This is a genomic window from Phenylobacterium sp. (genome assembly GCF_031984885.1).
Classification (GTDB): Bacteria; Pseudomonadota; Alphaproteobacteria; order Caulobacterales; family Caulobacteraceae; genus Phenylobacterium.
Window position 1 is genome coordinate 277,157 of the sequence record NZ_DAMABV010000002.1, and the last position, 23,072, is coordinate 300,228.

Sequence of the window (23,072 nt, forward strand, 5' to 3'; positions counted from 1 at the left end):
AGGAAAAGACGGTTTTGGCTGTGGGCGCCGATGGGCCGTCGAGGCGTTTTTTGCCGAGCCGAAGCTGTACGATGGGTCGTCCCTGCCGCCCTGTCGGGAACGCGCCGCCTCCCCATGGCCGCGCAAGTGGCGCCGGTCTTGCGCCGTGGAATCCAAGTTCGGCGACGTCCAAAACGGACGGCGTTGAAAAGATTGGATTTTTGCATGGTCCTCGCGCGGGCGTTCACCCTTGTCTCGGCAGATTTGGCCGGGTTGCGCGACAGGCTTTGCCGGGCGGAGGGTAAACCGTGTCACTGACGGCTACGCTGAAGACGGCGGCGTCCGGGCTGAATGCAGCCCAGATGAACCTGCGCGTCACGTCGGACAATATCGCCAACGTCAACACGCCCGGCTACGTCCGAAAGCAGGTCGACCAGGCCCCGCTGGTGGTCGGGGGCCAGGGGATGGGCGTCGACATCCAGGGCGTGCGGCGGGTCACCGACCAGTACCTGCAACTGGCGACGCTGACCGCCTCTTCCGACGCCTCGCGCTGGGACGTGTTCTCGCAATACATGGACAACGCCCAGAGCCTGTTCGGCAATCCGGGCAAGGACACCTTCTACTTCTCGCGGCTGGACCAGATCTTCACGGCCTTCGCGGCGGCGGCGGACGATCCCTCGTCGAGCCTGCTGCGCAGCCAGGGCATCTCCAAGGTCGAGGACTTCCTGACCGAAACCGGCCGCATCAACGCGCAGATCCGGGAGCTGGAAGAGACGGTCGACGCGCGCATCTCGGCCAATGTGAACCGCGCCAACGACCTGCTGCGGCAGATCAACCAGATGAACGCCGACATCAGCCGCGCCAAGCTGACCAGCGGCGACGCCTCGGGGTCGGAGAACATCCAGAGCCAACTGGTCGACGAGCTTTCGACCCTGATGAACGTGCAGGTCGCGCTGCGTCCGAACGGCGGGGTGACCGTCCGCTCGGCCGAGGGCCTGCTGCTGGCCGGCGACGGCAAGGCCGCGACGCTGAGCTACAACCGCACCGACGCCACCAAGGGCTACATCGCGGTCGAGCCCGATGGCGGGGTGGGCTTCCCCCAGCCCATCCAGGTCATGGGCGGCGAGATCCGCGGCCTGCTGGATCTGCGCGACACCACCTTGCCCGGCATGGCCGACCAGTTGGGCGAGTTCATCTCGCGCACGGTCGAGCAATTGAACGCCGCGCATAACAAGACCACGTCCTCGCCGCCGCCGAAGGTCCTGAACGGCCGCGACACCGGCCTCGACCTGCCGACCGCGGTGGACGGCTTCACCGGCAAGACCACGGTCGCCATCCTGGACAAGGACGGCGTGCTGCAGAGCCGGGTCGACATCGACTTCGACACCGGCTCGATGGTTCCGGGCGGGGCGTTCACGCCGGCCACCTTCCTGGCCACCCTGAACACCGCCATGGGCGGCGCGGCCACGGCCAGCTTCACCGACGGGGCGCTGAGCATCGCCGGGACGGGCGACAACCGCATCGCCGTCGACGAGGGCACCTCGGTCAAGACCGGGCGGGGCTTCTCGCACTTCTTCGGCCTGAACGACCTCGTGCGGTCCGGCGGGATGATGAGCTACGAGACCGGGCTGAAGGGGACCGATCCGCACGGCTTCACGCCCGGCCAGACGATAAGCTTCCGGCTGGCGGCGGCGGACGGCAAGCCGATCCGCGACCTGACCTTCACCGTGCCGCCGCCTCCGGCCGACAGCATGTCCGACCTGCTGGCGGCGCTGAACGACCCGGTGACCGGCGTGGGCGTCAACGGCCAGTTCACGCTGGACTCCAAGGGCGCCCTGACCTTCGCCGGCTCGCCGCCGCAGAATGCGACCCTGTCCATCACCCTGGACCAGACCCAGCGCGGCGCCACCGGCCCCTCGATGAGCCAGATGTTCGGCCTGGGGGTGATCGAGCGCAACGCCCGCGCCGGGCGCTACCAGGTCGATGCGGCCATTTCGCAGGATCCGATGAAGCTGGGCCTGGCGACGCTGGATCTCTCGGTGGCGGCCGGCCAGCCCGCGGTCACCGCTGGCGACGGCCGCGGCGCGCGGCTGCTGGCCGGAGCCGGCGACGTCACCACCAGCTTCTCGCCGGCCGGCACGCTCGGCGCCGTGAGCATGACGCTGAGCCGCTACGCCGCCGAATTCGGCGGCTCCATCGGCCGCCAGGCCGAGGCGGCGGACAACCGCAGGAGCGCGGCGGAGTCGGTGGCCAACGAGGCCAGGGCCCGCCGCGAGGCGGTCGAGGGCGTGAACGTGGACGAGGAACTCGTCCGACTGACGACTTATCAACAGGCCTTCAACGCTTCGGCCCGCATGATTCAGGCGGCCAGAGAGCTGTTCGACGTCCTGACCAACATGGTTTAGCGGAGACTGACGATGTATCGCGTCACGACCGGCGGCAATTACAGCCTGGTTCTTCGGAACATCATGCTGGCCCAGCAGAAGCAGATGAATGCGGGCGACCGCGTGGCGACCCAGGAGAACGGGGCCAACCTCAAGGACTATTCGCGCAACGCCGAGATGCTGACGGCGATGCGGTCCGTCGAGGCGCGGATCGGCGGCTATCTCGACCAGAACAAGCTGATCGCCGACAAGCTCACTACCCAGGACTTCGCGATGACCCAACTGGGCGACGCGGCGGCCGGGACCAAGCAGGCGATCGAGGAAGCCATCGCCACCGGCCGCACTGACACCCTGATGCAGGAGATCGAGGCGCAGTTCCGCAACGCGGTCGCGGCGATGAACTCGCGCTATGGCGGCAAGTACCTGTTCGCCGGCGGCAAGATCGACACCATGCCGGTGACGGCCCAGGCGCTGTCGGACCTGACCGACCCGCTCAACCCGCTGATCTCGGACTTCTTCCAGAACGACAACTTCATCACCGAGCACAAGGTCGACGACGCCACGACGGTGAGGACCGGACTGCTGGCCAGCGACCTGGGGACCGAGCTGCTCACGGCCTACAAGACCCTGCAGGCCTTCCACGAGGCGACGCCGTTCGGCGGCACCATGACCGACGCCCAGCGGACGTTCCTGACCGACGAGCTCAGCAAATGGGACACTGCGGCCAGCGACATCATCGACAAGACCGCCCGCAACGGCATGGTGCAGGCCCGCGTCGACGACGTGAGAACCGACCTGACCGCGCGGCAGAACAGCCTGAAGGGCATGATCGGCGACATCGTCGACGCCAACATGCCGCTGGCCGCCGTCGAGCTGGAGAAGGCGACCCTGGCGCTGCAGGCCTCGACCCAGGTGTTCATCACCCTGCGCGACTCCTCGCTGCTGAACGCGCTGCGCTAAGGCCCGGTGACGGCGGCGCCTCGCAAATCGGGCCGCCAGACGCTACATAGCGCGCCATGAACGCGCTTTTCACAGACGCCGCCGTGGAAGCCGCGCGCGCCGCCGTGGGCCTGAAGCCCGGCGCGCGGGTGGTCGCGGCCATGTCCGGCGGTGTGGATTCCACCGTCACCGCCGCCCTGCTGGCCAGGGCCGGCTACGACGTCGTGGGCGTGACCCTGCAGCTCTACGACCATGGCGCGGCGATCCAGAAGAAGGGCGCCTGCTGCGCGGGCCAGGACATCCATGACGCGCGGACCGCCGCCGACGTCATCGGCATCCCACACTACGTCCTCGACTACGAAAGCAAGTTCAAGCAACAGGTCATCGAGGACTTCGCCGACGCCTACCTGCGCGGCGAGACGCCGGTCCCCTGCATCCGCTGCAATCAGACGGTGAAGTTCCGCGACCTGCTGGACGTGGCGCGCGACCTGGGGGCCGAGGCCATGGCCACCGGGCACTACGTGCAACGGGCCGATGCGGCGGATGGCGCGCAACTGCTGCGCGCCGCCGACCCGGCGCGCGACCAGAGCTATTTCCTGTTCGCCACCACGCGCGACCAGCTCGACTTCCTGCGCTTCCCGCTGGGCGGCCTGCCCAAGCCCGAAGTGCGGCGGGTGGCGGCGGAGCTGGGCCTGGCCGCGGCCGACAAGCCCGACAGCCAGGACATCTGCTTCGTGCCGGAAGGCCGCTACACCACGATCATCGACCGCCTGCGCCCGCACGGCGCGGAAGCGGGCGACGTCGTGCACATGGACGGCCGGGTGCTGGGCCGCCACGAGGGCGTGACCCGCTACACCATCGGCCAGCGCCGGGGCCTGAACATCGCGGTCGGCGACCCGCTGTTCGTGGTGAGGATCGACGCCGACAGGCGCCAGGTGGTGGTGGGGCCGCGCGAGGCGCTGCTGACCCGCGCCCTGACGCTGAAGGAAACCAACTGGCTGGGCGAAGGCGGCGACATGGCCGGCGCCGCCGGCCGGGCGGTGCTGGCGCGCGTGCGCTCCACCCGCGAGCCGGTCCCTGGGCGCCTGGCCCTGCGCGGCGGCGTGGCGGCCGTCGAACTCGACACGCCGGAAGAAGGCGTGGCGCCGGGCCAGGCCTGCGTGCTCTACGCGCCCGAGCAGCCGGACCGGGTGCTGGGCGGCGGCTTCATCGATACGACGGAACGCGCCGGCGCCTGACGCTGCGGCAGCATTTCATTTCGCCGGTTGGAGAATTATATCGGCGGCATGACCCAAGCCGCCGATCCCGTCGTCATCGCCGCCTATGCCCGCACCCCGATGGGGGGCTTCCAGGGCGCGCTCAGCGCGCTCAAGGCCACTGAGCTCGGGGCCGCCGCCGTGCGCGCGGCGGTCGAGCGGGCGGGCGTCTCGCCCGAAGCCGTCGAGCAGATCTTCATGGGCTGCGTGCTGCCGGCCGGCCTTGGCCAGGCGCCGGCCCGCCAGGCGGCGCTGGGCGCGGGCCTGCCCAGGTCGGTCGAGGCGACCACGCTCAACAAGATGTGCGGCTCGGGCATGCAGGCAGCGATCATCGCCCACGACGCCCTGGCGGCCGGCAGCGCCGACATCATCGTCGCCGGCGGCATGGAAAGCATGACCAACGCGCCGTACCTGCTGAACAAGCACCGCGGCGGCGCCCGGATCGGCCACGACACCGCCTTCGACCACATGTACCTGGACGGCCTGGAGGACGCCTACGAGCCTGGCCGGCTGATGGGCTCCTTCGCCGACGAGACGGCCCGCGCCTACCAGTTCACCCGCGAGGCGATGGACGAGTTCGCGATCTCCTCGCTGGCCCGCGCCAAGGCGGCGACGCAGAACGGGGCCTTCGCCCGCGAGATCGTTCCGGTCGAGGTCGTCACCCGCAAGGGCAGCGAGACGGTTTCGACCGACGAGCAGCCGCTGAAGGCCGATCCGGCCAAGATTCCGACCCTGAAGCCGGCCTTCGGCAAGGACGGCGCGATCACCGCCGCCAACGCCTCGTCGATCTCGGACGGCGCCGCGGCCCTGGTGATGACGCGGGCCTCGGTGGCCGAGAGGCTGGGCCTGAAGGTGGTCGCCAGGGTGGTCAGCCACGCCGCCCACGCCCATGAGCCGGGCCTGTTCACCACCGCGCCGGTTCCGGCCATGCAGAAGGCGCTGAAGAAGGCCGGCTGGAGCGTCGACGACGTCGACCTGTTCGAGGTCAACGAGGCCTTCGCGGTGGTGGCGATGATCGCCGAGCGCGAGCTGGGCATCGACCGCGTCAGGCTGAACGTCAACGGCGGCGCCTGCGCCCTCGGCCACCCGATCGGCGCCAGCGGCGCCCGCATCCTGGCCACCCTGATCTCGGCCCTGGAAGCCCGCGGCGGCAAGCGCGGCCTGGCCAGCCTGTGCATCGGCGGCGGCGAGGCGACGGCGATGGCGGTGGAGCTGGTCTGACCCAACCAGTCATCCCGGCGAAGGCCGGGACCACCTAAGGCCGGGCCGCAGCGCCCGCCTGCGCGGTCTGGCCGGTGGCGGCGGCGTTGTACTGGATGCCGCCGGGGACCGACATATCGCCCGGGCGCCAGTCCTTGGGGCAGGGCCCCTTCCAGACGGAGGTGACCTTGACCGCGTGCACGCCGTTCGTGACCGGCAGGTCGGCGCCGGTGGTGACCTGGGTCCCCTCGGCTTCGTAGCGCAGCGAGAAGTCGCCGCGGGCCACGCCGCTGGTCGTCACCTTGCCGCGGGCGCCCATGTCGCAGACCGACGAGAAGCGCAGGGAATTGTCGTCCTGGCGGGTGATGGAGCTTTCGCTGCAGGTCTCGCGCGTGCCCTGGGCGCCCATCCAGTCGACCTTCCTGTCGACCTTCTCGTCGATGCAGATCAGCGTGGTCTGGACGACGTCGCCGAGGACGACCCGGGTTTCCCAGATGCCGGGCTGGCGGGGGGGCGGGCGCTTGAGGTTGGCGCGCGCGACGCCGTCGGCGTCGACCACGGCGGCGGGCTGGCAGGCGCCCAGGGCGAGGATCGCCAGGGCGGCGACGCCCACGGTCCGAATTGCGTACATTCGCGCCCCCCGACACGGTGCGGTTGAAGATTTCCGGACCGATTGTCCGTGACAAACGTTAAATTAGGCCCATGAGCCAAGCACTGAGAGACAACGCCGCCGAGCAGCGGTTCGAGATGACCGAGCAGGGCATGACGTCCTGGGCCGACTATCGGCTGTCCGGCGACCGGCTGTTCATCGACCACGTGGAGAGCCCGGTTCCGCTGCGCGGCACGGGCGCGTCCGGCCGCCTGATGGCGGCTCTGGCCGCCAACGCGCGCGAGCGCGGGCTGAAGATCGTGCCGATCTGCGGGTTCGCCGCGGCGTGGCTGCGTCGCAGCCACGAGTTCCGCGACCTGGTGGCTTAGGCCCGCCCGGCCAGCGCCTTGATCGTGTTGCCGTTGGCCTCGCAGTCGGCGGCCACGCGGCGGGCGATCTCGCGCACCCCGACCGGATAGGCTTCGCCGCCGCCGGCGATCTCGGCCGACAGCCGCTCGACCTCGGCCATGGCCGTTTCCAGCGCCAGGATGTGCTCGCGGGCGAGGTTCTTGGCCTGGGCCTGCAACCGACGGATCCGGTCGGCCACCGAGGGCGCCGCCGCAGCGGCTGGATTGTCGGCCACAATGCTGAGGGCCGCTGACGCACGCATCCGATTCACCATCTGACGCTCCCAAAGCTGCACAGTCTGAGCCCTGTGCTGCAGGAGTCGCGCCAGCGGGGCGGTGCGCGTTCGGCTTCAGGTCCGGGAAGAAATCGCCTCGAGGGTCTGGACCTTCATCTCGCAGTCCTCGGCCATGCGCCGCGCGAGGTCGCGCACGCCGGCCGGATAGGCCTCGCCGCCGTCGGCGATCTCGGCCGACAGCCGCTCGACCTCGATCAGAGCCAGGCCGAGGGCGTGGATGTGCTCGCGCGCCAGGGACTTGGCCTCGGCCTGCAATCGGCGAATGCGCTCGGACAGGTCGTGGCCTGAAAGGGGTTTGGTCTTGTCGGCCGAATTGTCGGCCACCACGGAAAGCGGAGGCGTCATGGGATGATCCCCAGGCAGAGCGTCATGCCCGCGACCCACTACGGACCGCCTCGACAGCGCTCCCCCATTCGCGGGACTCTACGCGCGAAGCGGGGCCGTGGTTCCGGGCTTCCGAAACTTAACGATACGGTCTTTCGTACTGTGGAGTTTGGGTTACAGGCGTACAGCCGATCCGGCGCCACGCTCGGTTGTTTTCCCAGCGTGAACAAGGGGTTGTCCCTATTGCGGAGCTAGCGTTTGCCCTTGCGGAACCGCTCCTGGCTCTCGGCCCGCGCCTCGGCCCGGACCTTCTTCACGACCTCGCGATCAGCGGTCTCGCCTTCGCCGGTGAGGGCGTCGTTGGCGAACTCCAGGTCGAGCAGCTTGAGGCGCTTGATCTCGTCGCGCAGGCGCGCGGCGGTCTCGAACTCCAGGTCGGCGGCGGCCTGGCGCATCCTGGCCTCGAGGTCGCGCAGGGTGGCCTTGAAGTTGTCCCCCAGGAACGGCTTGCCGGCGTCCTCGGCCACGCCGACGGGGACCAGCACGCGGTCCTTCTCGTAGGGGGAGGCGAGGATCTCCTTGATCTGGCTCTTCACGCTCTCGGGCGTGATGCCGTGCTCGATGTTGTACTGCTCCTGCTTCTCGCGGCGGCGCTGGGTCTCGGCCATGGCCCGCTCCATCGAGCCGGTGATGTGGTCGGCATAGAGGATGACCTTGCCGTCGACGTTCCGGGCCGCACGGCCGATGGTCTGGATCAGCGAGGTCTCCGAGCGCAGGAAGCCCTCCTTGTCGGCGTCGAGGATGGCGACCAGCCCGACCTCGGGGATGTCGAGGCCCTCGCGCAGCAGGTTGATGCCGATCAGCACGTCGAAGGCCCCGAGCCGCAGGTCGCGGATGATCTCGATGCGCTCCATGGTGTCGATGTCGGAGTGCATGTAGCGCACGCGCAGGCCCTGCTCGTGCATGTACTCGGTCAGGTCCTCGGCCATCTTCTTGGTCAGGACGGTGATCAGGGTGCGATAGCCCCTGGCGATCGTCTCGCGGGCCTCGGCGATGACGTCGTCGACCTGGCTGTGGTTGTCCTTGGAGACCGGGCGCACCTCGACCGGCGGGTCGATCAGGCCGGTGGGGCGGATCACCTGCTCGGCGAAGACGCCGCCGGACCGCTCCAGCTCCCAGGCCGCCGGCGTGGCCGAGACCGAGACGGTCTGCGGGCGCATGGCGTCCCACTCCTCGAACTTCAGCGGACGGTTGTCGAGGCAGGAGGGCAGGCGGAAGCCGTATTCGGCCAGGGTGAACTTGCGGCGGTAGTCGCCCCGGTACATGGCCCCGATCTGCGGCACCGCCTGGTGGCTCTCGTCGATGAACAGCAGGGCGTTCTCGGGAATGTACTCGAAGAAGGTCGGCGGCGGCTCGCCGGTGCGGCGGCCCGAAAGGAAGCGGCTGTAGTTCTCGATGCCGGCGCAGGAGCCGGTGGCCTGGATCATCTCCAGGTCGAAGGTAGTGCGCTGCTCCAGCCGCTGGGCCTCCAGCAGCTTGCCGTTGGCGACCAGCCAGTCGAGCCGTTCCTTCAACTCCTGGCGGATCTGGATGACCGCCTGGTTCAGGGTCGGGCGCGGGGTGACGTGGTGGCTGTTGGCGTAGATCTTGACGCCTTCGAGGTCGGCGGTCTTCTTGCCGGTCAGCGGGTCGAACTCGCTGATCGCCTCGACCTCGTCGCCGAACAGCGAGATGCGCCAGGCGCGGTCCTCGTAGTGGGCGGGGAAGACCTCGATGGTGTCGCCGCGGCGACGGAACGAGCCGCGCTCGAAGGCCTGGTCGTTGCGCTTGTACTGCAGGGCCACGAGGTCGGCCATGAGCTGCTTCTCGTCGAGCCGCTGGCCGGGCTCGATGGTGAAGGTCATGGCCGTATAGGTCTCGACCGAGCCGATGCCGTAGATGCAGGAGACCGAGGCCACGACGATGACGTCGTCGCGCTCCAGGATCGCGCGGGTGGCCGAGTGGCGCATCCGGTCGATCTGCTCGTTGATCGACGAGTCCTTCTCGATATAGGTGTCGGTCCGCGGCACGTAGGCCTCGGGCTGGTAGTAGTCGTAGTACGAGACGAAGAACTCGACCGCGTTCTCGGGGAAGAAGGCCTTGAACTCGGAATAGAGCTGGGCGGCCAGGGTCTTGTTGGGGGCGAGGATCAGCGCCGGGCGCTGGGTCTCCTCGATCACCTTGGCCATGGTGAAGGTCTTGCCCGAGCCGGTGACGCCCAGCAGCACCTGGTCCTGCTCGCGCCCCTCCAGGCCGGCCACGAGGTCGGCGATGGCGGTCGGCTGGTCGCCGGCCGGCTGGAAGTCGCTGACCAGCTTGAACCGCTTGCCGCCCTCGGACTTCTCCGGGCGAGCGGGCCGGTGCGGCTTCCACAGCATCGGCATGGCGGATTCGTCGTAGTCGAAGCTCGCCGACATATCGGCGACGCCAGGACCGGGATCGGCGGAACGGGGCATGGACGCCAAGGTAGGATCGATCATGCCCCGACGCTAGCGCGCGCGAGTGTCAGAACCTGTCAGCAGGGTGGCGGGAGGCTCAGCGCGCGGCGCTGCGGGCGGCGCGGCGTTCCAGGGTTTCGCACCTGGCGGGGGTGACCTGGGGCCAGGGGCCGGGGTCGGCGCCGATGCGGCGGAAGGCTTCGTCCTGGCTGATCCCGTCAAGGGCGGCGAGCTGGGAGGCCGCGCGGTCGGCGAAGGCGCGGCCGGATCGCATCGCATTGTCGAACTGCGCCCGGGCGGCGACGTCCTCGCGGCGGGGGAGGGCGGTGCGCGCGCCGTCGATGGAGACGTTGGCCGTGTCGCGGCCCCAGTTCGTGACGGGGAAGGCGGGGGTGGCGCGCAGATAGCGCTGCATGGCGCAGGCCTGCTGCACGCGCCAGTCCGGCGCGGCGATCGCGGGCGTGGCGAGGCCAGCCGCGAGGGTCAGCAGTATGACGTGCTTCAGCATCAGCGTCAGTTTGGCATCAGAAATGGGGCGTGTCCGTGGCGGACGCGACCGCCGACGCAAGGTGGCATGCGCCATCGCCGCTCGCCAGACCCAAGTTCGACGAACGCGGGGCGCGGGAGGGCCGGGGCGCGCCGGCGAGGGCAGGGGGCCTGTCCTCGCGGCGCGCGGGCGATCCCCTCCCGAGGGAAGGGATCCTGTCGTCTATTCCTTGTCGGCGGCCTTGCTGACCGCCGTGCCGGCGGCGGCGCCGGCCACCGCGCCGACCGGGCCGCCGACGACGGCGCCGGCGGCTGCGCCGGTGGCGGCGCGTTGCTCGACATTGTGGCCGCAGGCGGCGAGGGTCAGGGCGAAACCGGCGGCGGCGAGCAGGGTGAGGGTCGTGCGCATGATGGCCTCCCGAGTTTCAAAAAGCATCGCAGCGGGAACGGGGAGCTACGGCCGAGGTTCCCCGAGGCGGGCCGGCGGCGTTAACGAAACCTGAAAAATATCCCATGCTGCGACGCAATACCGCCTTGCGAATCTTCTCGGCGATGGTCATAAACCCCCTTAACTTCGCCGTAGCCTGTCACTCCACGTGTAATCGACGGGCCCTTGGTCACACGCCGCCAGCATGAGCAGGGGCGATCGTGACGACGATGTCGGGGGGCGCATCCGCCCTCGCCACACGGGACACGATCTTCTTGAATTTCAATAGTAAGGCCCGCGCCGATTGGCGTGCGCCGACATGCGCCGCATTGATCGGTTCAGGCATCGGCCTGGCCCTGGGCGCGACATACATGGCCGGCGGCATGGCCCGCGCGGCCACCGACTACGCCCGCAACGCGCGCATCGCCGAGGCGGCGGCGGGCGGCTTTTCGGAGTCCACCCTGCAGCGGGAAGCCGCCGCCATGGACCCGGGCGTGATGCGCGTCGCCAGCCGCCATGACCCCTTCACCAGCAGCGGCGCGGCCCAACGCGACCGCCAGAACGCCATCCTGGCCGCGCGCCTGGAGCAGGCCCCGCAAGAGCCTGCGCGGCGGGTGCAACTGCGCGGCGCCATCGATGCGGCGGCTCTGCCGGCCCCGGCGCCCATGCACCTGGTCGGGGCGCTGGAAAGCTCGCGCGAGCTCGAATGCCTGACCCAGGCCGTCTATTTCGAGGCCCGGGGCGAGACCCCGGCCGGTCAGGCGGCGGTCGCCCAGGTGGTGCTCAACCGCGTGCGTCATCCGGCGTTCCCCAAGAGCGTCTGCGGCGTGGTGTTCCAGGGCGCCGGCAAGCGCGTCGGCTGCCAGTTCAGCTTCGCCTGCGACGGCTCCATGCGCCGCGGCCGCGAGACCGCGGCCTGGCAACGGGCCCAGAAAGTCGCCTCGCGCGCGCTGTCCGGCGGCGTGATGGCCAGCATCGGCGACGCCACCCACTTCCACACCACCAACGTCGCCCCGAACTGGGGACCGCGCCTGGTGCGCACGGCCGAGGTCGGCATGCACGTCTTCTACCGCTTCGGCGGCGGCCGCACGACGCCGAAGGCCGAGGATCGGGTGCTCTACGCCAGTTACGCGGCGACGCCGGCCCCGGCCTCGATCGAGGTTTCGGGCGACATGCGCGCGGCGCTGCTGAAGGGCGAGCGCCAAGCCGACGCGGCCGACGCGCCCAAGGCCGACAGGCAGGCCGAACTGGTCAGGGAGGCCGACAGCGCCAAGACCGCGCCCAAGCTGTTGCCGGTGAACGTCATGGCTCCGGTCAAGACGCAGCGCGCCCTCTCCGAACCCGAGGCGATGGTCGGCGGTAGCTGATCCCCGCCGCCGGGCGCTAGGCGCGGGCGGCGCGCCGCAGCGCCTGGGGCGGCTGGCCGAAGGCGCGCAGGAAGGCGCGGCGCATGCGCTCGGGGTCGCCAAAGCCGGTGGCGGCGGCCACGCGGTCGATCGGCTCGGCCGAGCTCTCCACCCGCTCGCGGGCGGTTTCCAGGCGCAGGCGCTCGACGGCCTTGGCCGGGGTCATGCCGGTCTCGGCGGTGAAGGCGCGGGCGAAGTGGCGCGGGCTCATGGCCGCCTGGTCGGCCAGCCGCTCGACATTGAGCGGTTCGGCCAGCCGCTCGCGCATCCAGTCGAGCAGGTCGGCGAAGCGCCCGCCCTGGCCGCCCAGCTCCAGAAGCGCCGAGAACTGCGACTGGCCGCCCGGACGGCGGTGGTAGACGACCAACTGCTGGGCGACCGAGCGGGCGACGTCCTCGCCCAGGTCCTCGGCGATCAGCGCCAGCGAGAGATCGATGCCGGCGGTGATCCCGGCCGACGACCAGACGTCCCCGTCGCGGACGAAGATGCGGTCCGGCTCCAGGCGAACCTTGGGATAGCGGCGGGCGAAGTCGGGGCAGCGCTGCCAGTGGGTGGTGGCGCGCCGACCGTCCAGCAGCCCCGCCTCGGCCAGGATATAGGCTCCCGAGCAGACGCTGGCGGTGCGCCGCGCCGAATGGAACGTCCTGCGCACCCAGTCGAGGGTCCGGCCGCAGATGGCGGGACGCCGGGTCCCTTCGCCCCCTGCGATCACCAGCGTGTCCAGCGGCTCGTCGGACAACGGCGCGGCCACCACCTGCAGCCCCGAGCTGGAAGCCACCGGGCCGGGCTCGTAGGCCACCACGCGAATGTCGTAGGCGCCGGGGACATAGCGGGCGGCGATCTCGAACGCGGCGATCGGGCCGCTGGCGTCGAGGATCTGGAACTCGGGGAAGATCAGGACGCCGATCGTGCGGGTCATGGCGAAAAACGAGGGTTCTTTGTCATTTTTGCCGTACGCTAGGCCGGGCATCATGTGGGCGTCAATCCTTTGGAGCCCGCCATGTCCAAGCTGCAGATCGTCATCCCGCTCTATCCGGACGTCACCCACCTGGACTTCACCGGTCCGCACCAGGTGCTCTCGCGCCTGCCCAACGCCGAGATCGTCGTCGCCTCGATGGGCGGCGTCGACATCGAGGCCGAGGGGCTGACCTTCTCGAACCTGGCCGACCTGGCGAAGGTCGAGCGTTGCGACGTGCTCTGCGTGCCCGGCGGGCTGGGGACCACCGACGCCATGCTGGACGAGGCGTTCATGGCGCAGGTCCGCCGGCTGGGGCTGGGCGCGAAGTACCTGACCAGCGTCTGCACCGGATCGCTGATCCTGGCCGCCGCGGGCTTCCTGAAGGGCAAGCGGGCGGCCTGCCACTGGGCCTGGCGCGACCTGCTGGTCCCGTTCGGCGCCATCGTGGACGAGAGCCGGGTGGCGCGGGACGGGAACATCATCACCGGCGGCGGAGTCACCGCCGGCCTCGACTTCGCCTTCGTCGTCCTGGCCGAGCTGGCCGGCGAGACCGTGGCCAAGTCGATCCAGCTCGGCCTGGAGTACGCGCCTTCGCCGCCCTTCGCGTCGGGCCGCCCGGAACTGGCGTCGCCGGAGGTGCTGGCGGCGGTGAAGGGCCGCCTGGAGCCGCTGGCCCAGGGACGGCTGGACGCGGTCAGGGCGGTGGCTGCGCGCCTGGAGGCGGCGCAGTGATCCGCCTGTGGCTGGCGGCCCTGCTGTTGCTGGCCGCAGGGCCGGCGGCGGCGCGGCCCGTCGTGGCGATCCTGGCGGACCCCGGCGGCGTGGAAACGACGGATCTCACCGCGCCCTACGCGATCCTGGCGGCGTCCGGCGTGGTCGAGGTGAAGGTGGTCTCGCCCACCATGGCGCCCGTGCGGCTGATGCCCGGCGTCGCCTGGATCAAGCCGCAGGAGACCCAGGCCGGGTTCGACCGCCGCTATCGGCAGGGCGCGGACATGATCATCGTGCCGTTCCTGATGAACCCCAAGAACCCCGCGCGCTTGGCCTGGCTGCGGGCCCAGGCCGAGCGCGGCGCGCGGATCGTTTCGATCTGCGACGGCGCGCTGGTGCTGGCCGAGGCCGGATTGCTGGACGGGCGGCAGGCCACGGCGCATTGGGCCTCGCAAGGCGCGCGTGAGCGTCGCTTCCCCACGGTGACCTGGCGGCGCGACGCACGCTGGGTGACTGACGGCCAGATCACCACGACGGCCGGAGTCAGCGCCTCGGCTCCTGCGTCGCTCATCCTGCTCGGCGAGTTGGCCGGGGACGAGGCCATGCACGATACGGCGCGTCGGCTGGGTCTGCCCGCGCCGGTGCGCGCGCACGATGCAGCCGCCTACAGGCTCGATGGCGAGGCGATGAGGACCGCCGCCGGCAACGTGCTGGGATTCTGGCGGCACGAGCGGGTGGCGATCGAGTTGAGCGAAGGGTTCGACGAACTGGCCTTCGGCGCGGCGCTGGACGGCTGGACCCGCACCTATCGCGCCAAGGCCTACGCCGTTGCGCCCACGGGCGGGGTCACCTCGCGCGGGGGCCTGACGGTCTTCGCCTCAGACCGATTGCCGGGCTTTTCGCGGCACGTGCGGTTGGCGGGGCATGCGCCGATCGAGGTGATGCTCGATGACGTCGAGGCCGCCTATGGACGATCCACGGCGCAGTTCGTCGCCCTGCAACTGGAGCACCCCCGCTGGACGGCGGGTCGCTAGGCGGCCAGGGCGCGGACCAGGGCGGCCGGTTCTATGGGCTTGCTGACATAGCCGTTGAAGCCCAGGGCCAGCAGGCGTTCGCGCTCGCCGGCCATGGCGTCGGCGGTCAGGGCGACGACGGGGAGGGCCTCGCGCCCGCCGGCGCGGATCGCCGCCAGGGTCTCGATGCCGTTCATGTCGGGCATGTGGATGTCCATGAGGACGACGTCGAACTCGGCGGCCTCCAGGGCGGCCAGTCCCTCGGCGCCGCTGGCGGCGGTGCCGACCGTGGCGCCGACCGCTTCGAGCAGGGCGCGGGCCACTTCGCGGTTGGTGTGGTTGTCGTCGACGACCAGCACGCGCAGCGCGTCCACGAGCTCATCGGGACCGGCGGCGAGGTCCTCCTGCGGCGCGGTCGCCTGAAGCGGCAGGTCCAGGGTGAAGCGGGCGCCTTGGCCCAGGGCGCTGTCGACCACGAGGTCGCCCCCCATCAGCCTTGCGAGCTCGCGCGAGATGGCCAGGCCCAGCCCGGTGCCGCCGAACTTCCGCGAGATGCTGGTGTCGGCCTGGGTGAAGCCCTGGAACAGCCGCGCCTGGGTCGCCGCGTCGAGCCCCGGGCCGGTGTCGGCGACGGTGAAGGCGATCCCGGTCGAGGTCGGGCGGATCGACAGCCGCACCTCGCCGCCGGTGGTGAACTTCACGGCGTTGGAGAGCAGGTTCTGCAGGATCTGGCGCAGGCGGGCGTCGTCGCCGGCGGTCCAGCGCGGGATGTCGTCGGCCATGTCGCAGACCAGGGCCAGGCCCTTGTCCTCGGCCGCGTGGCTCCAGAGGTCGATGGTGCGGGCCACGGTCTGGTGAAGATTGAACGGCCGGGTCTCGATGTCGAACTTGCCGGCCTCGATCTTGGCCAGGTCGAGGACGTCGTTGAGGATGGTCATCAGGCCGCCGCCCGAGCGCAGCAGGGTCTTCACGTACTGGGCCTGGCGGTCGGTGAGGTCGGTGCGGTCGAGGGCGTGGGCCATGCCCAGCACCCCGTTCATCGGCGTGCGCAGCTCGTGGCTCATCATCGCCAGGAAGGCGGACTTGGCTTCGCTGGCGGCGCGGGCCGCGCGGGTCTGCTCCTCCAGGTCCTTCAGCGCGGCGGCGAGATTGCGCGAGGCGTGGACGGCGCGGGCCGCCGAGATGATCGCATAGCCGACATAGACGACGACGCCGAGGGCGACGAACACCTGATGGGCGCCGTGGAAGCGGGGCGCGAGCAGCGGCGCGAGCAGGATGCAGAGCCCGCTGGGCGCGCCGAACACCAGGGCGGCCAGCGGCGAGCGGTAGGCGTGGCTGATGCCGTTGAACAGCAGCGCCGACCAGACCAGCAGCGCGAAGTACTCCGAGCCCGCGAAGTCCGCCAGCCAGTAGGCGAGGCCCAGCCCGACCCAGACGCCGTTGAGGGCCAGGGCCGAGCTCAAATAGAACTGCCGCTGCCTGCGCGTGGGGACGCCCTTGGCGTGCGGCGCGGTCGCCGCCATGCTCCAGGCCTCGGCGACCGCGAAGATGGCGACCCAGGCGGCGGCGATGGTCGGGGACAGGGTCCATGCGACCAGCACGGCGTAGACCCCGACCGTGATCCAGCGCGAAGCCGCCATCCGGCGGGCCGCGCGCGCGACCCCGTCGAAGCCCTCGTCAAACTCGAAAACCGGAACTCTCATCACGCCGCCCGACTGAATGCCGCGCAGCTTGCCCGCGAATGGGCAAAATAGGCTTAACGCCCTAAAGGTAGTGTCCGGGTAACGTTGCTATTTGAGGGCGAGCGGGTCAGCGGTCCTGGGTGCGGGCGTGCACGGTGTCGACATTCTGGTGGATGTTGCCCTGCCGCCCCTGGCTCTTGAGGTTGAAGTCGTCGCCGTGGCCGGACGAGTGGACGCCGGTCTTGGCGTCGCGGCGGTCGCGGCCATCGCCCTGGATGTCGGGCCGTTGGCCGCGGAAGGACCGTTGTTCCTTCGGGATCGGGGGCGCCTTGCTCATCGGAGAGTTCCTTTCCGTGACCAGGAAGGAACAGCCCGCGGGGCGGCTTGTTCCCCGCTCAGACGGCGTCGAGGCCGATGTCGAGGACGCTGGCCGAATGGGTGAGGGCGCCGACGCTGATCACCTGGACGCCGGTCTCGGCGATGCCGCGGACGGTCTGCAGGTTCACCCCGCCCGAGGCTTCGAGGGTGACGCCGCCGCCGGTCATGGCCACGGCCTTGCGCAGGTCCTCGAGGCTGAAATTGTCCAGCATGATGACGTCGGGCCGGTGGGGCAGGGCCTCTTCGAGCTGGGCCAGGCTGTCGACCTCGACCTCGATCTTCATCAGGTGGCCGGCCGCGGCGCGGGCGCGCTTCAGGGCCTCGCCGACCCCGCCGCAGGCCGCGACGTGGTTGTCCTTGATCAGGATCGCGTCATCCAGGCCGAAGCGGTGGTTGAGGCCGCCGCCGCAGCGCACGGCGTACTTCTCCAGGTGGCGCAGGCCCGGCGTGGTCTTGCGGGTGTCGGCGATGCGCGCGCCGGTCCCGGCCACGGCGTCCACATAGGCGCGGGTGAGGGTGGCGACGCCCGACAGCCGGCCCAGCAGGTTGAGGGCGGTGCGCTCGGCCGACAGCAGGGCGCGGGCGTTGGCCTCGACCTTGGCCAGCACCTCGCCGGGCCGAACCTCGTCGCCGTCGCGGACCATCGCCTCGAAGGTCGCGGCTGGGTCCAGCGCCAGCACGGCCAGGCGCGCGCAGGCGAGGCCCGCGACGACGCCGTTCTGGCGGGCGGCGAACACCGTGGACAGGCGCGCGTGCGCCTCGATGCAGGCCTGGGCGGTCACGTCGCCGGCGCGGCCGAGGTCTTCGGCCAGGGCGGCGGCGACCACCGGCTGGATCAGGAGGTCGGGGATCGGAGCAATCATTCGGCGGCGAGGCTGGCGGCGGGTGAGGCCAGGTGAACGAAGGTGCGGGCCGGCGCCGTGTCGGGCGGCCCGTCGGCGCGGAAGTGCGCGCCCAGGCTGGCCGGGCGGTCGAGGGCGGCCTGGGCGACCATGCGCGCGGCGACCAGCGGCAGGGCCCGGCCGTGGGCGGTCTCCAGCACATCGAGCAGGGCGAGCAGCCGGCCCAGGCTCTCGGCGTCGCGGACGACGCCGGCCTCGCGGCTCATGGCGGCGCGAAGCTGGGCCAGGGCCTGGGGCGGCAGGTCGGGGGCGGGCGCGGCGCGCAGGGGCCGGGTCTTGGGGTCTGCGACCTGGGCGGCGGCGCGGCCGGCGCGGGTCCCGAACACCGCCGCCTCCAGCAGCGAGTTGGAGGCCAGGCGGTTGGCGCCGTGCACGCCGGTCGAGGCGCACTCGCCGGCCGCGAACAGGCCCGGCAGGCTGGTGGCGCCGTCGGCGTCGGTGACGATCCCGCCCATGTGGTAGTGGCAGGCCGGCGCGACCGGGATCGGCTGCACGCGCGGGTCGACGCCGCCCGACAGGCAGGCGGCGAACACGGCCGGGAACTCGTCCGGGAAATGCGCGCCGACGGCGGCGCGGGCGTCGAGGAACGCGCCGCGCCCGGCTTCGCGCTCGGCGTGGATGGCGCGGGCGACCACGTCGCGCGGGGCCAGTTCGGCGTCGGGGTGGTAGCGGGCCATGAACGCCTCGCCGTTCCCGTCGATCAGCTTGGCGCCCTCGCCGCGCAGGGCCTCGGTGGCCAGCGGCGCCGGATCGCGGCCGATGTCGATGGCGGTCGGGTGGAACTGCACGAACTCGGGATCGGCGATGGTCGCGCCGACCAGGGCCGCCAGGGCCAGGCCCTCGCCCTTGAGATCGGGCGGGGTGGTGGTGACGCCGTAGAGCCCGCCGACGCCGCCGGTCGCCAGGATGGTGGCGGGGGCGACGAACTCGATGAGCTGGCCGTCCTCCTCGGCCAGCACCCCGCGGATGCGTCCGTCGGCGTCGCGCAGCAGGCCGCGCAGCCGGCAGCCGGCGCGCACCTTGACGTGCCGGGACGACAGGGTCGCGGCGATCACCGCGTCCATGATCGCGCGGCCGGCCTGGTCGCCCTTCACGCGGGCGACCCGGGAGCGCGAGTGGGCGGCCTCCAGGCTGGTGGCGAACGCGCCGTCGGCGTCGCGGTCGAAGGGGGCGCCGAGCTCGGCGAGATGGCGCACGGCCTGCGGGCCTTCCTGCGCCAGGATCGCGGCCATGGCCGGATCGACCAGGCCAGCGCCCGCAGCGATGGTGTCGGCGGCGTGGAGCTGCGGCGTATCCTCGCCGCTCAGCGCCGCGGCCATGCCGCCCTGCGCCCAGGCCGAGGAGCAGCCCTGGCTCAGCGGCGCGCCGGTCAGGACCAGGGCCTTTCGCGGCGCGGCGGCCAGGGCGGCGGACAGCCCGGCCAGGCCGGCGCCGACGATCAGCACGCCGTCGTGCTTGATCCTTTCCATTACTTTTCCCTCCCCCTCGTGGGGAGGGTGGATCGGCGCGAAGCGCCGAGACGGGTGGGGGGCGCCGACTCGGCAAGGCCCCACCCTGGCCGCTTCGCGGCCTGTCCCTCCCCGTGAAGGGGAGGGAAAAGGGCTGCGGCGTTCATCAGATCAGCTCGACGTCCACGTGATGGCGCGCCTTCACGAGGTCATAGCGGGCCGGGATCGCCGGCGGCGGCAGGTCGACCATGCGCTGGACGGCCAGGCGGGCGCGGTCGGCGATCGCCGGATCGACGGTCACCTCGTAGCGGTTGTGAAGCAGGGCCTCGTAGATGTTCTGGAGGCTGATCTTCTTCATGTGCGGGCACAGGTTGCACGGGCGCACGAACTCGGTCCCGATGGCGTCGGCGGCGACGTTGTCGGCCATCGAACACTCGGTGATCAGCACCACCTGCTTGGGCTTGCGCTGCAGGACGTAGTCGTTCATCGCCGCGGTCGAGCCGGCGAAGTCGGACACCTCCAGCACTTCGGCCGGGCATTCGGGGTGGGCCAGGATCTCGGCGTTCGGATAGGCGGCCTTGAGCTCCAGGATGTCGTCGGCCGTGAAGCGCTCGTGCACCTCGCAGCGGCCCTTCCAGGCGATGATCTTCACGTCGGTCTGGCGCGCGACGTTGCGGGCCAGGAACTCGTCGGGGATCAGGATGACGCGGTCGACGCCCCATTCCCTGGCCACGTGCTCGACCACCTGCACGGCGTTGGCGCTGGTGCAGCAGACGTCGGTCTCGGCCTTCACGTCGGCGGTGGTGTTGACGTAGGTGACCACCGGCAGGCCCGGATAGCGCTGCTTGATCAGGCGCACGTCGGCGCCGGTGATCGAGGAGGCGAGGCTGCAGCCGGCCGTCAGGTCCGGGATCAGGATGGTCTTTTCGGGCGACAGGATCTTCGAGGTCTCGGCCATGAAGTGCACGCCGGCCTGGACGATGATCGCCGCGTCCGACTTGGCCGCTTCCTTGGCCAGGCCCAGGCTGTCGCCGACATAGTCGCCGACCCCGTGGAAGATCTCGGGCGTCATGTAGTTGTGCGCCAGGATGACCGCGTTCTTCTCGCGCTTCAGGCGATTGATCTCGGCGATCAGCGGGGCGTGGAGGCGCCACTCCATCGGAGTGACATGATGCTTCACCTTCTCCCACATGGGCGAGGTGGCGGCTTCGACAGCAGGCGTAAACGCGAATTGCGAACCGTCGGCCATTGTATCCCTCCTTATGCTCAAATTGAGCATTTCTTCGGCCTCAAAAAACGCCGCGGGATGTCTGCAGCGCCCCGTCGGCGTCCTGATTATGCTCAAAACGAGCAAAACCGATGACTGATGATATAGACCCCCGCCAGGAGCCGCACAAGCCCACTTTATCTTGAAAGCCTGTCAGGCCGCTTGGCTCTGCGGGTCGGTGCTGTCGGCCAGGGCCCGGGCCAGGGCGTCGGCCGAGTAGGGCTTGCGCAGCAGCGGCCACTGGGTTTCCGCGGCGATCGGCTGGGCCTCGCCGGCGTAGCCGGACGAGAGAATGACCGGCAGGCCGGGACGCTGCTCCGATATGGTCCTCGCCAGATCGAGGCCCGAAAGCCCGCCGGGCATGACCAGGTCGGTCAGCACCACGTCGAGGTCCTGGCGCGCCGCCAGTTCGACCAGCGCCTGGTCGACCCCATCGGCGCGGACCACCACATGCCCGAGCTCCGTCAGCATGGCGCAGACCATGTCGCCGACCTCCGGGTCGTCCTCCACCAGCAGCACCGTCAGCGCGCGGGCGGCGGGCGTCGGCTGTTCGGCGTCGGGCGTGGGGAGCGGCGGGGCGAGCGCGGCCTCGACGCAGCGGGGCAGGTAGAGGCTGACCGAGGCGCCCTGGCCCGGCGTGGTCTGGATGGCCACTCCGCCGCCGCTCTGGCGGGCGAAGCCGTAGGCCTGGGAGAGCCCAAGGCCCGTGCCCTTGCCGATCTCCTTGGTGGTGAAGAACGGCTCGAACACCCGCGAGAGGATTTCCGGCCCCATGCCGACGCCGTCGTCGCGGACCTCGACGCGGACATAGGCGCCGGCGGCCACGTCCTGCACCTCGCCCTCGGCGAGTTCGCACGCCTGGGTCAGGACGCGGATCGAGCCGCCCTGCGAGACGGCGTCGCGGGCGTTGACCACCAGGTTCATGATCGCCGCGTCGAACTGGCCCTGGTCGATCATCGCCACGGCGCCCTCGGCGCCGGGCGTGAGGGTGAAGCTGACCGCCTCGCCGACCGCGCGGCGCAGCAGCGGTTCGCTCTCGGCTAGCAGGTCGTCGATGCGCACGGCCTCGGGCTTGAGGGCCTGGCGGCGGGAGAAGGCCAGCAACTGGTGCGTCAGCCGCTCTCCGCGCCGGGCCGCGCCCAGCGCCGCCTCGATCATGCGCTCGCGGCGATCGGCGTCGTCGGGCCGGCGCTGGATCAGGTCGAGGGCGCCGGTGATCACCGTCAGCAGGTTGTTGAAATCGTGTGCGACGCCGCCGGTCAACTGGCCGACCGCCTCCAGCTTCTGGGCGTGGTGCAGCCTGGCCTGGGCCTCGTCGCGTTCGGCCAGGGCCGCGGCGACGCGCTCGGCCAGCAGCTCGTTGATGTCCTGCAGGTCGTGCTGGGTCTCCTTGGCGTCGCTGATGTCGATGCCGATGCCGATGAAGCCGATGAAGGCGCCGCCGGGGCCATAGCGCGGCTGGGAGACCGAGCGGATCCAGCTCCAGTCGCCGTTCTGGCGCTTGTAGCGGGCCTCCAGCCGGAAGGGTTTGCGGGACGCCTCGCCGGCGACCTGTTCCTTCAGGACGCGGGCCATGTCGTCGGGATGCAGGCGTTCGCGCCAGTCGAAGTCCAGCGCCTGCTCGTAGGGAACGCCCAGGTAGTCGACATAGGCCTGGTTGACGAACTCCCGCCGGCCGTCGGTCCTGCTCACCCACAGCAACGCCGGGGCGCTGTCGGCGAGCATGCGGAAGCGTTCTTCGCTTTCACGAAGTTTCTCAAAGGCATGGCGGCGATCGGTGATGTCGATATTGACGCCCACCGCCCGGACGGCGCGCCCGGCGCCGTTGAGCAGCACCTCGCCGCGCGACAGCAGCCAGCGCTCCTCGCCGTCGGGGCGGACGATGCGGTATTCGCAGGGCGCCATCTTGCCGGTCTTGATGGCGGCGATGTTGTTCAGGCGCACCCGTTCGCGGTCGTCGGGATGGACGGCGTCCAGCAGTTTGCGCACCCCGGTCTGGTGACTGATCGGCAGGCCGAGGTTCCGGTAGAGGGTGGGAGACCAATAGCCTTGGCCGGTCTCGGCGTCCCAGTCCCAGAGGCCGACCTCGCCGGCGCTCTGGGCCATCTGCAGGCGCGCCTCGCTGCGGTCGAGGGCGGCCTGGGCCTCGTCCAGCCGCAGCACGATCTCGCGCAGGGCGGCGGCCACCATGACGGTCACCGCGCCGGAAAGGGCGTAGAGCACGACGCCGGCTCGGACCGCCGCCTCCCCCGGCAGGCCGCCGCGCAGCACCAGCGAGACGGTCATGGCGCTGGCCAGGCTGGCCCAGCCCCAGCGCTGGCCGGCGAACAGGGTGGCGACGATGAACGCCGGAAAATGGGTGACCGACAGGGCGAAGGCCGTATCCCAGCCCGCGAACAGGCCCCGGATGACCACCGCCGCGGCCATGGCGCCGCCGCTGATCGCCAAGGCCGCCAGGAACGGCGGCGAGCGCCGAGGGATGAAACGCAACGGTGAACTGAAGGGCGTCATGGCGACGGACGTACCCACAATGCCGGCATTCC

The 23,072-nt window shown here is 70.7% G+C and carries 21 protein-coding genes; 8 read left to right on the top strand and 13 right to left on the bottom strand.

The genetic code is table 11. The features are described from left to right. Positions 1 to 287: 287 nt before the first annotated feature. The 4 genes from flgK to RTL41_RS04770 are packed head-to-tail and all read left to right on the top strand — an operon-like array spanning position 288 to position 5,779. Positions 288 to 2,384 (top strand): flagellar hook-associated protein FlgK, encoded by a 2,097-nt coding sequence (gene flgK / locus RTL41_RS04755; RefSeq protein ID WP_312161860.1) that lies wholly within the window; start codon positions 288 to 290, stop codon positions 2,382 to 2,384. 12 nt (positions 2,385 to 2,396) lie between these two features. Continuing rightward, a complete protein-coding gene (locus tag RTL41_RS04760; RefSeq protein WP_312161861.1) occupies positions 2,397 to 3,323 on the top strand; it encodes a flagellin in 927 nt (308 codons plus the stop codon). Between the two features lie 56 nt (positions 3,324 to 3,379). Then, a complete protein-coding gene (gene mnmA, locus RTL41_RS04765) occupies positions 3,380 to 4,540 on the top strand; it encodes a tRNA 2-thiouridine(34) synthase MnmA (protein ID WP_312161862.1) in 1,161 nt (386 codons plus the stop codon). Positions 4,541 to 4,588: 48 nt separating this feature from the next. Further along, complete coding sequence (locus RTL41_RS04770; protein WP_312161863.1) at positions 4,589 to 5,779, top strand: acetyl-CoA C-acyltransferase; 1,191 nt, start codon at positions 4,589 to 4,591, stop codon at positions 5,777 to 5,779. Between the two features lie 34 nt (positions 5,780 to 5,813). Here the strand turns inward: RTL41_RS04770 and RTL41_RS04775 are convergent, their stop codons facing one another. After that, complete coding sequence (locus RTL41_RS04775) at positions 5,814 to 6,389, bottom strand: DUF3617 family protein (RefSeq protein ID WP_312161866.1); 576 nt, start codon at positions 6,387 to 6,389, stop codon at positions 5,814 to 5,816. Positions 6,390 to 6,460: 71 nt separating this feature from the next. On the opposite strand from RTL41_RS04775, the gene RTL41_RS04780 reads away from it, so the two are divergent. After that, positions 6,461 to 6,736 (top strand): GNAT family N-acetyltransferase, encoded by a 276-nt coding sequence (locus tag RTL41_RS04780; protein WP_312161867.1) that lies wholly within the window; start codon positions 6,461 to 6,463, stop codon positions 6,734 to 6,736. Here RTL41_RS04780 and RTL41_RS04785 read toward each other — a convergent pair. The 5 genes from RTL41_RS04785 to RTL41_RS04805 form a co-directional block, all read right to left on the bottom strand. After that, entirely contained in the window at positions 6,733 to 7,017 is a 285-nt protein-coding gene (locus RTL41_RS04785) for a hypothetical protein (RefSeq protein ID WP_312161869.1), read from the bottom strand. The genes RTL41_RS04780 and RTL41_RS04785 overlap by 4 nt on opposite strands. Before the next feature lie 87 nt (positions 7,018 to 7,104). Next, complete coding sequence (locus RTL41_RS04790; protein ID WP_312161870.1) at positions 7,105 to 7,395, bottom strand: hypothetical protein; 291 nt, start codon at positions 7,393 to 7,395, stop codon at positions 7,105 to 7,107. Positions 7,396 to 7,625: 230 nt separating this feature from the next. After that, positions 7,626 to 9,869: an excinuclease ABC subunit UvrB gene (uvrB, locus tag RTL41_RS04795; protein ID WP_312161871.1), complete on the bottom strand. Its 2,244-nt coding sequence runs from the start codon at positions 9,867 to 9,869 to the stop codon at positions 7,626 to 7,628. A gap of 79 nt (positions 9,870 to 9,948) precedes the next feature. After that, the gene (locus RTL41_RS04800) at positions 9,949 to 10,359 is read right to left on the bottom strand and encodes a hypothetical protein (protein WP_312161873.1); all 411 of its coding nucleotides are present in this window, start codon (positions 10,357 to 10,359) and stop codon (positions 9,949 to 9,951) included. A gap of 201 nt (positions 10,360 to 10,560) precedes the next feature. Continuing rightward, positions 10,561 to 10,746, bottom strand: a complete 186-nt coding sequence (locus tag RTL41_RS04805) for a hypothetical protein (protein WP_312161875.1) — start codon at positions 10,744 to 10,746, stop codon at positions 10,561 to 10,563. A 347-nt stretch (positions 10,747 to 11,093) separates the two neighbouring features. Between RTL41_RS04805 and RTL41_RS04810 the strand changes: the two genes are divergently transcribed. After that, positions 11,094 to 12,131, top strand: a complete 1,038-nt coding sequence (locus tag RTL41_RS04810) for a cell wall hydrolase (RefSeq protein WP_312161877.1) — start codon at positions 11,094 to 11,096, stop codon at positions 12,129 to 12,131. Between the two features lie 16 nt (positions 12,132 to 12,147). On the opposite strand, the gene RTL41_RS04815 is transcribed toward RTL41_RS04810, so the two are convergent. After that, the gene (locus tag RTL41_RS04815) at positions 12,148 to 13,089 is read right to left on the bottom strand and encodes a GlxA family transcriptional regulator (RefSeq protein ID WP_312161879.1); all 942 of its coding nucleotides are present in this window, start codon (positions 13,087 to 13,089) and stop codon (positions 12,148 to 12,150) included. 81 nt (positions 13,090 to 13,170) lie between these two features. Here RTL41_RS04815 and RTL41_RS04820 point away from each other — a divergent pair, with 81 nt between their 5' ends. Together RTL41_RS04820 and RTL41_RS04825 are read left to right on the top strand one after the other, a co-directional pair. Then, positions 13,171 to 13,860 carry a DJ-1/PfpI family protein gene (locus tag RTL41_RS04820; protein ID WP_312161881.1) on the top strand — a complete coding sequence of 230 codons (690 nt, stop codon included), beginning with the start codon at positions 13,171 to 13,173 and terminating at the stop codon, positions 13,858 to 13,860. Then, on the top strand, positions 13,857 to 14,873 hold the full coding sequence (locus RTL41_RS04825) for a DJ-1/PfpI family protein (protein ID WP_312161883.1): 1,017 nt from the start codon (positions 13,857 to 13,859) through the stop codon (positions 14,871 to 14,873). The genes RTL41_RS04820 and RTL41_RS04825 overlap by 4 nt, the downstream gene beginning before the upstream one ends. On the opposite strand, the gene RTL41_RS04830 is transcribed toward RTL41_RS04825, so the two are convergent. The 6 genes from RTL41_RS04830 to RTL41_RS04855 all read right to left on the bottom strand — a co-directional run bounded on the left by RTL41_RS04830 (position 14,870) and on the right by RTL41_RS04855 (position 23,019). Then, positions 14,870 to 16,555: an ATP-binding protein gene (locus tag RTL41_RS04830; protein WP_312161885.1), complete on the bottom strand. Its 1,686-nt coding sequence runs from the start codon at positions 16,553 to 16,555 to the stop codon at positions 14,870 to 14,872. The genes RTL41_RS04825 and RTL41_RS04830 overlap by 4 nt on opposite strands. A 106-nt stretch (positions 16,556 to 16,661) precedes the next feature. Further along, entirely contained in the window at positions 16,662 to 16,871 is a 210-nt protein-coding gene (locus tag RTL41_RS04835) for a hypothetical protein (protein ID WP_312161887.1), read from the bottom strand. Between the two features lie 58 nt (positions 16,872 to 16,929). Then, positions 16,930 to 17,775, bottom strand: a complete 846-nt coding sequence (gene nadC, locus RTL41_RS04840; protein WP_312161888.1) for a carboxylating nicotinate-nucleotide diphosphorylase — start codon at positions 17,773 to 17,775, stop codon at positions 16,930 to 16,932. Continuing rightward, a complete protein-coding gene (locus RTL41_RS04845; protein ID WP_312161890.1) occupies positions 17,772 to 19,283 on the bottom strand; it encodes an L-aspartate oxidase in 1,512 nt (503 codons plus the stop codon). Before RTL41_RS04845 ends, nadC begins: the two co-directional genes overlap by 4 nt. Positions 19,284 to 19,428: 145 nt before the next feature. Continuing rightward, on the bottom strand, positions 19,429 to 20,511 hold the full coding sequence (nadA, locus tag RTL41_RS04850; RefSeq protein ID WP_409418306.1) for a quinolinate synthase NadA: 1,083 nt from the start codon (positions 20,509 to 20,511) through the stop codon (positions 19,429 to 19,431). A gap of 171 nt (positions 20,512 to 20,682) precedes the next feature. Then, positions 20,683 to 23,019, bottom strand: coding sequence for a PAS domain-containing protein (locus RTL41_RS04855; protein ID WP_312161894.1), 2,337 nt, complete (start codon positions 23,017 to 23,019; stop codon positions 20,683 to 20,685). Between the last annotated feature and the right edge of the window lie 53 nt (positions 23,020 to 23,072).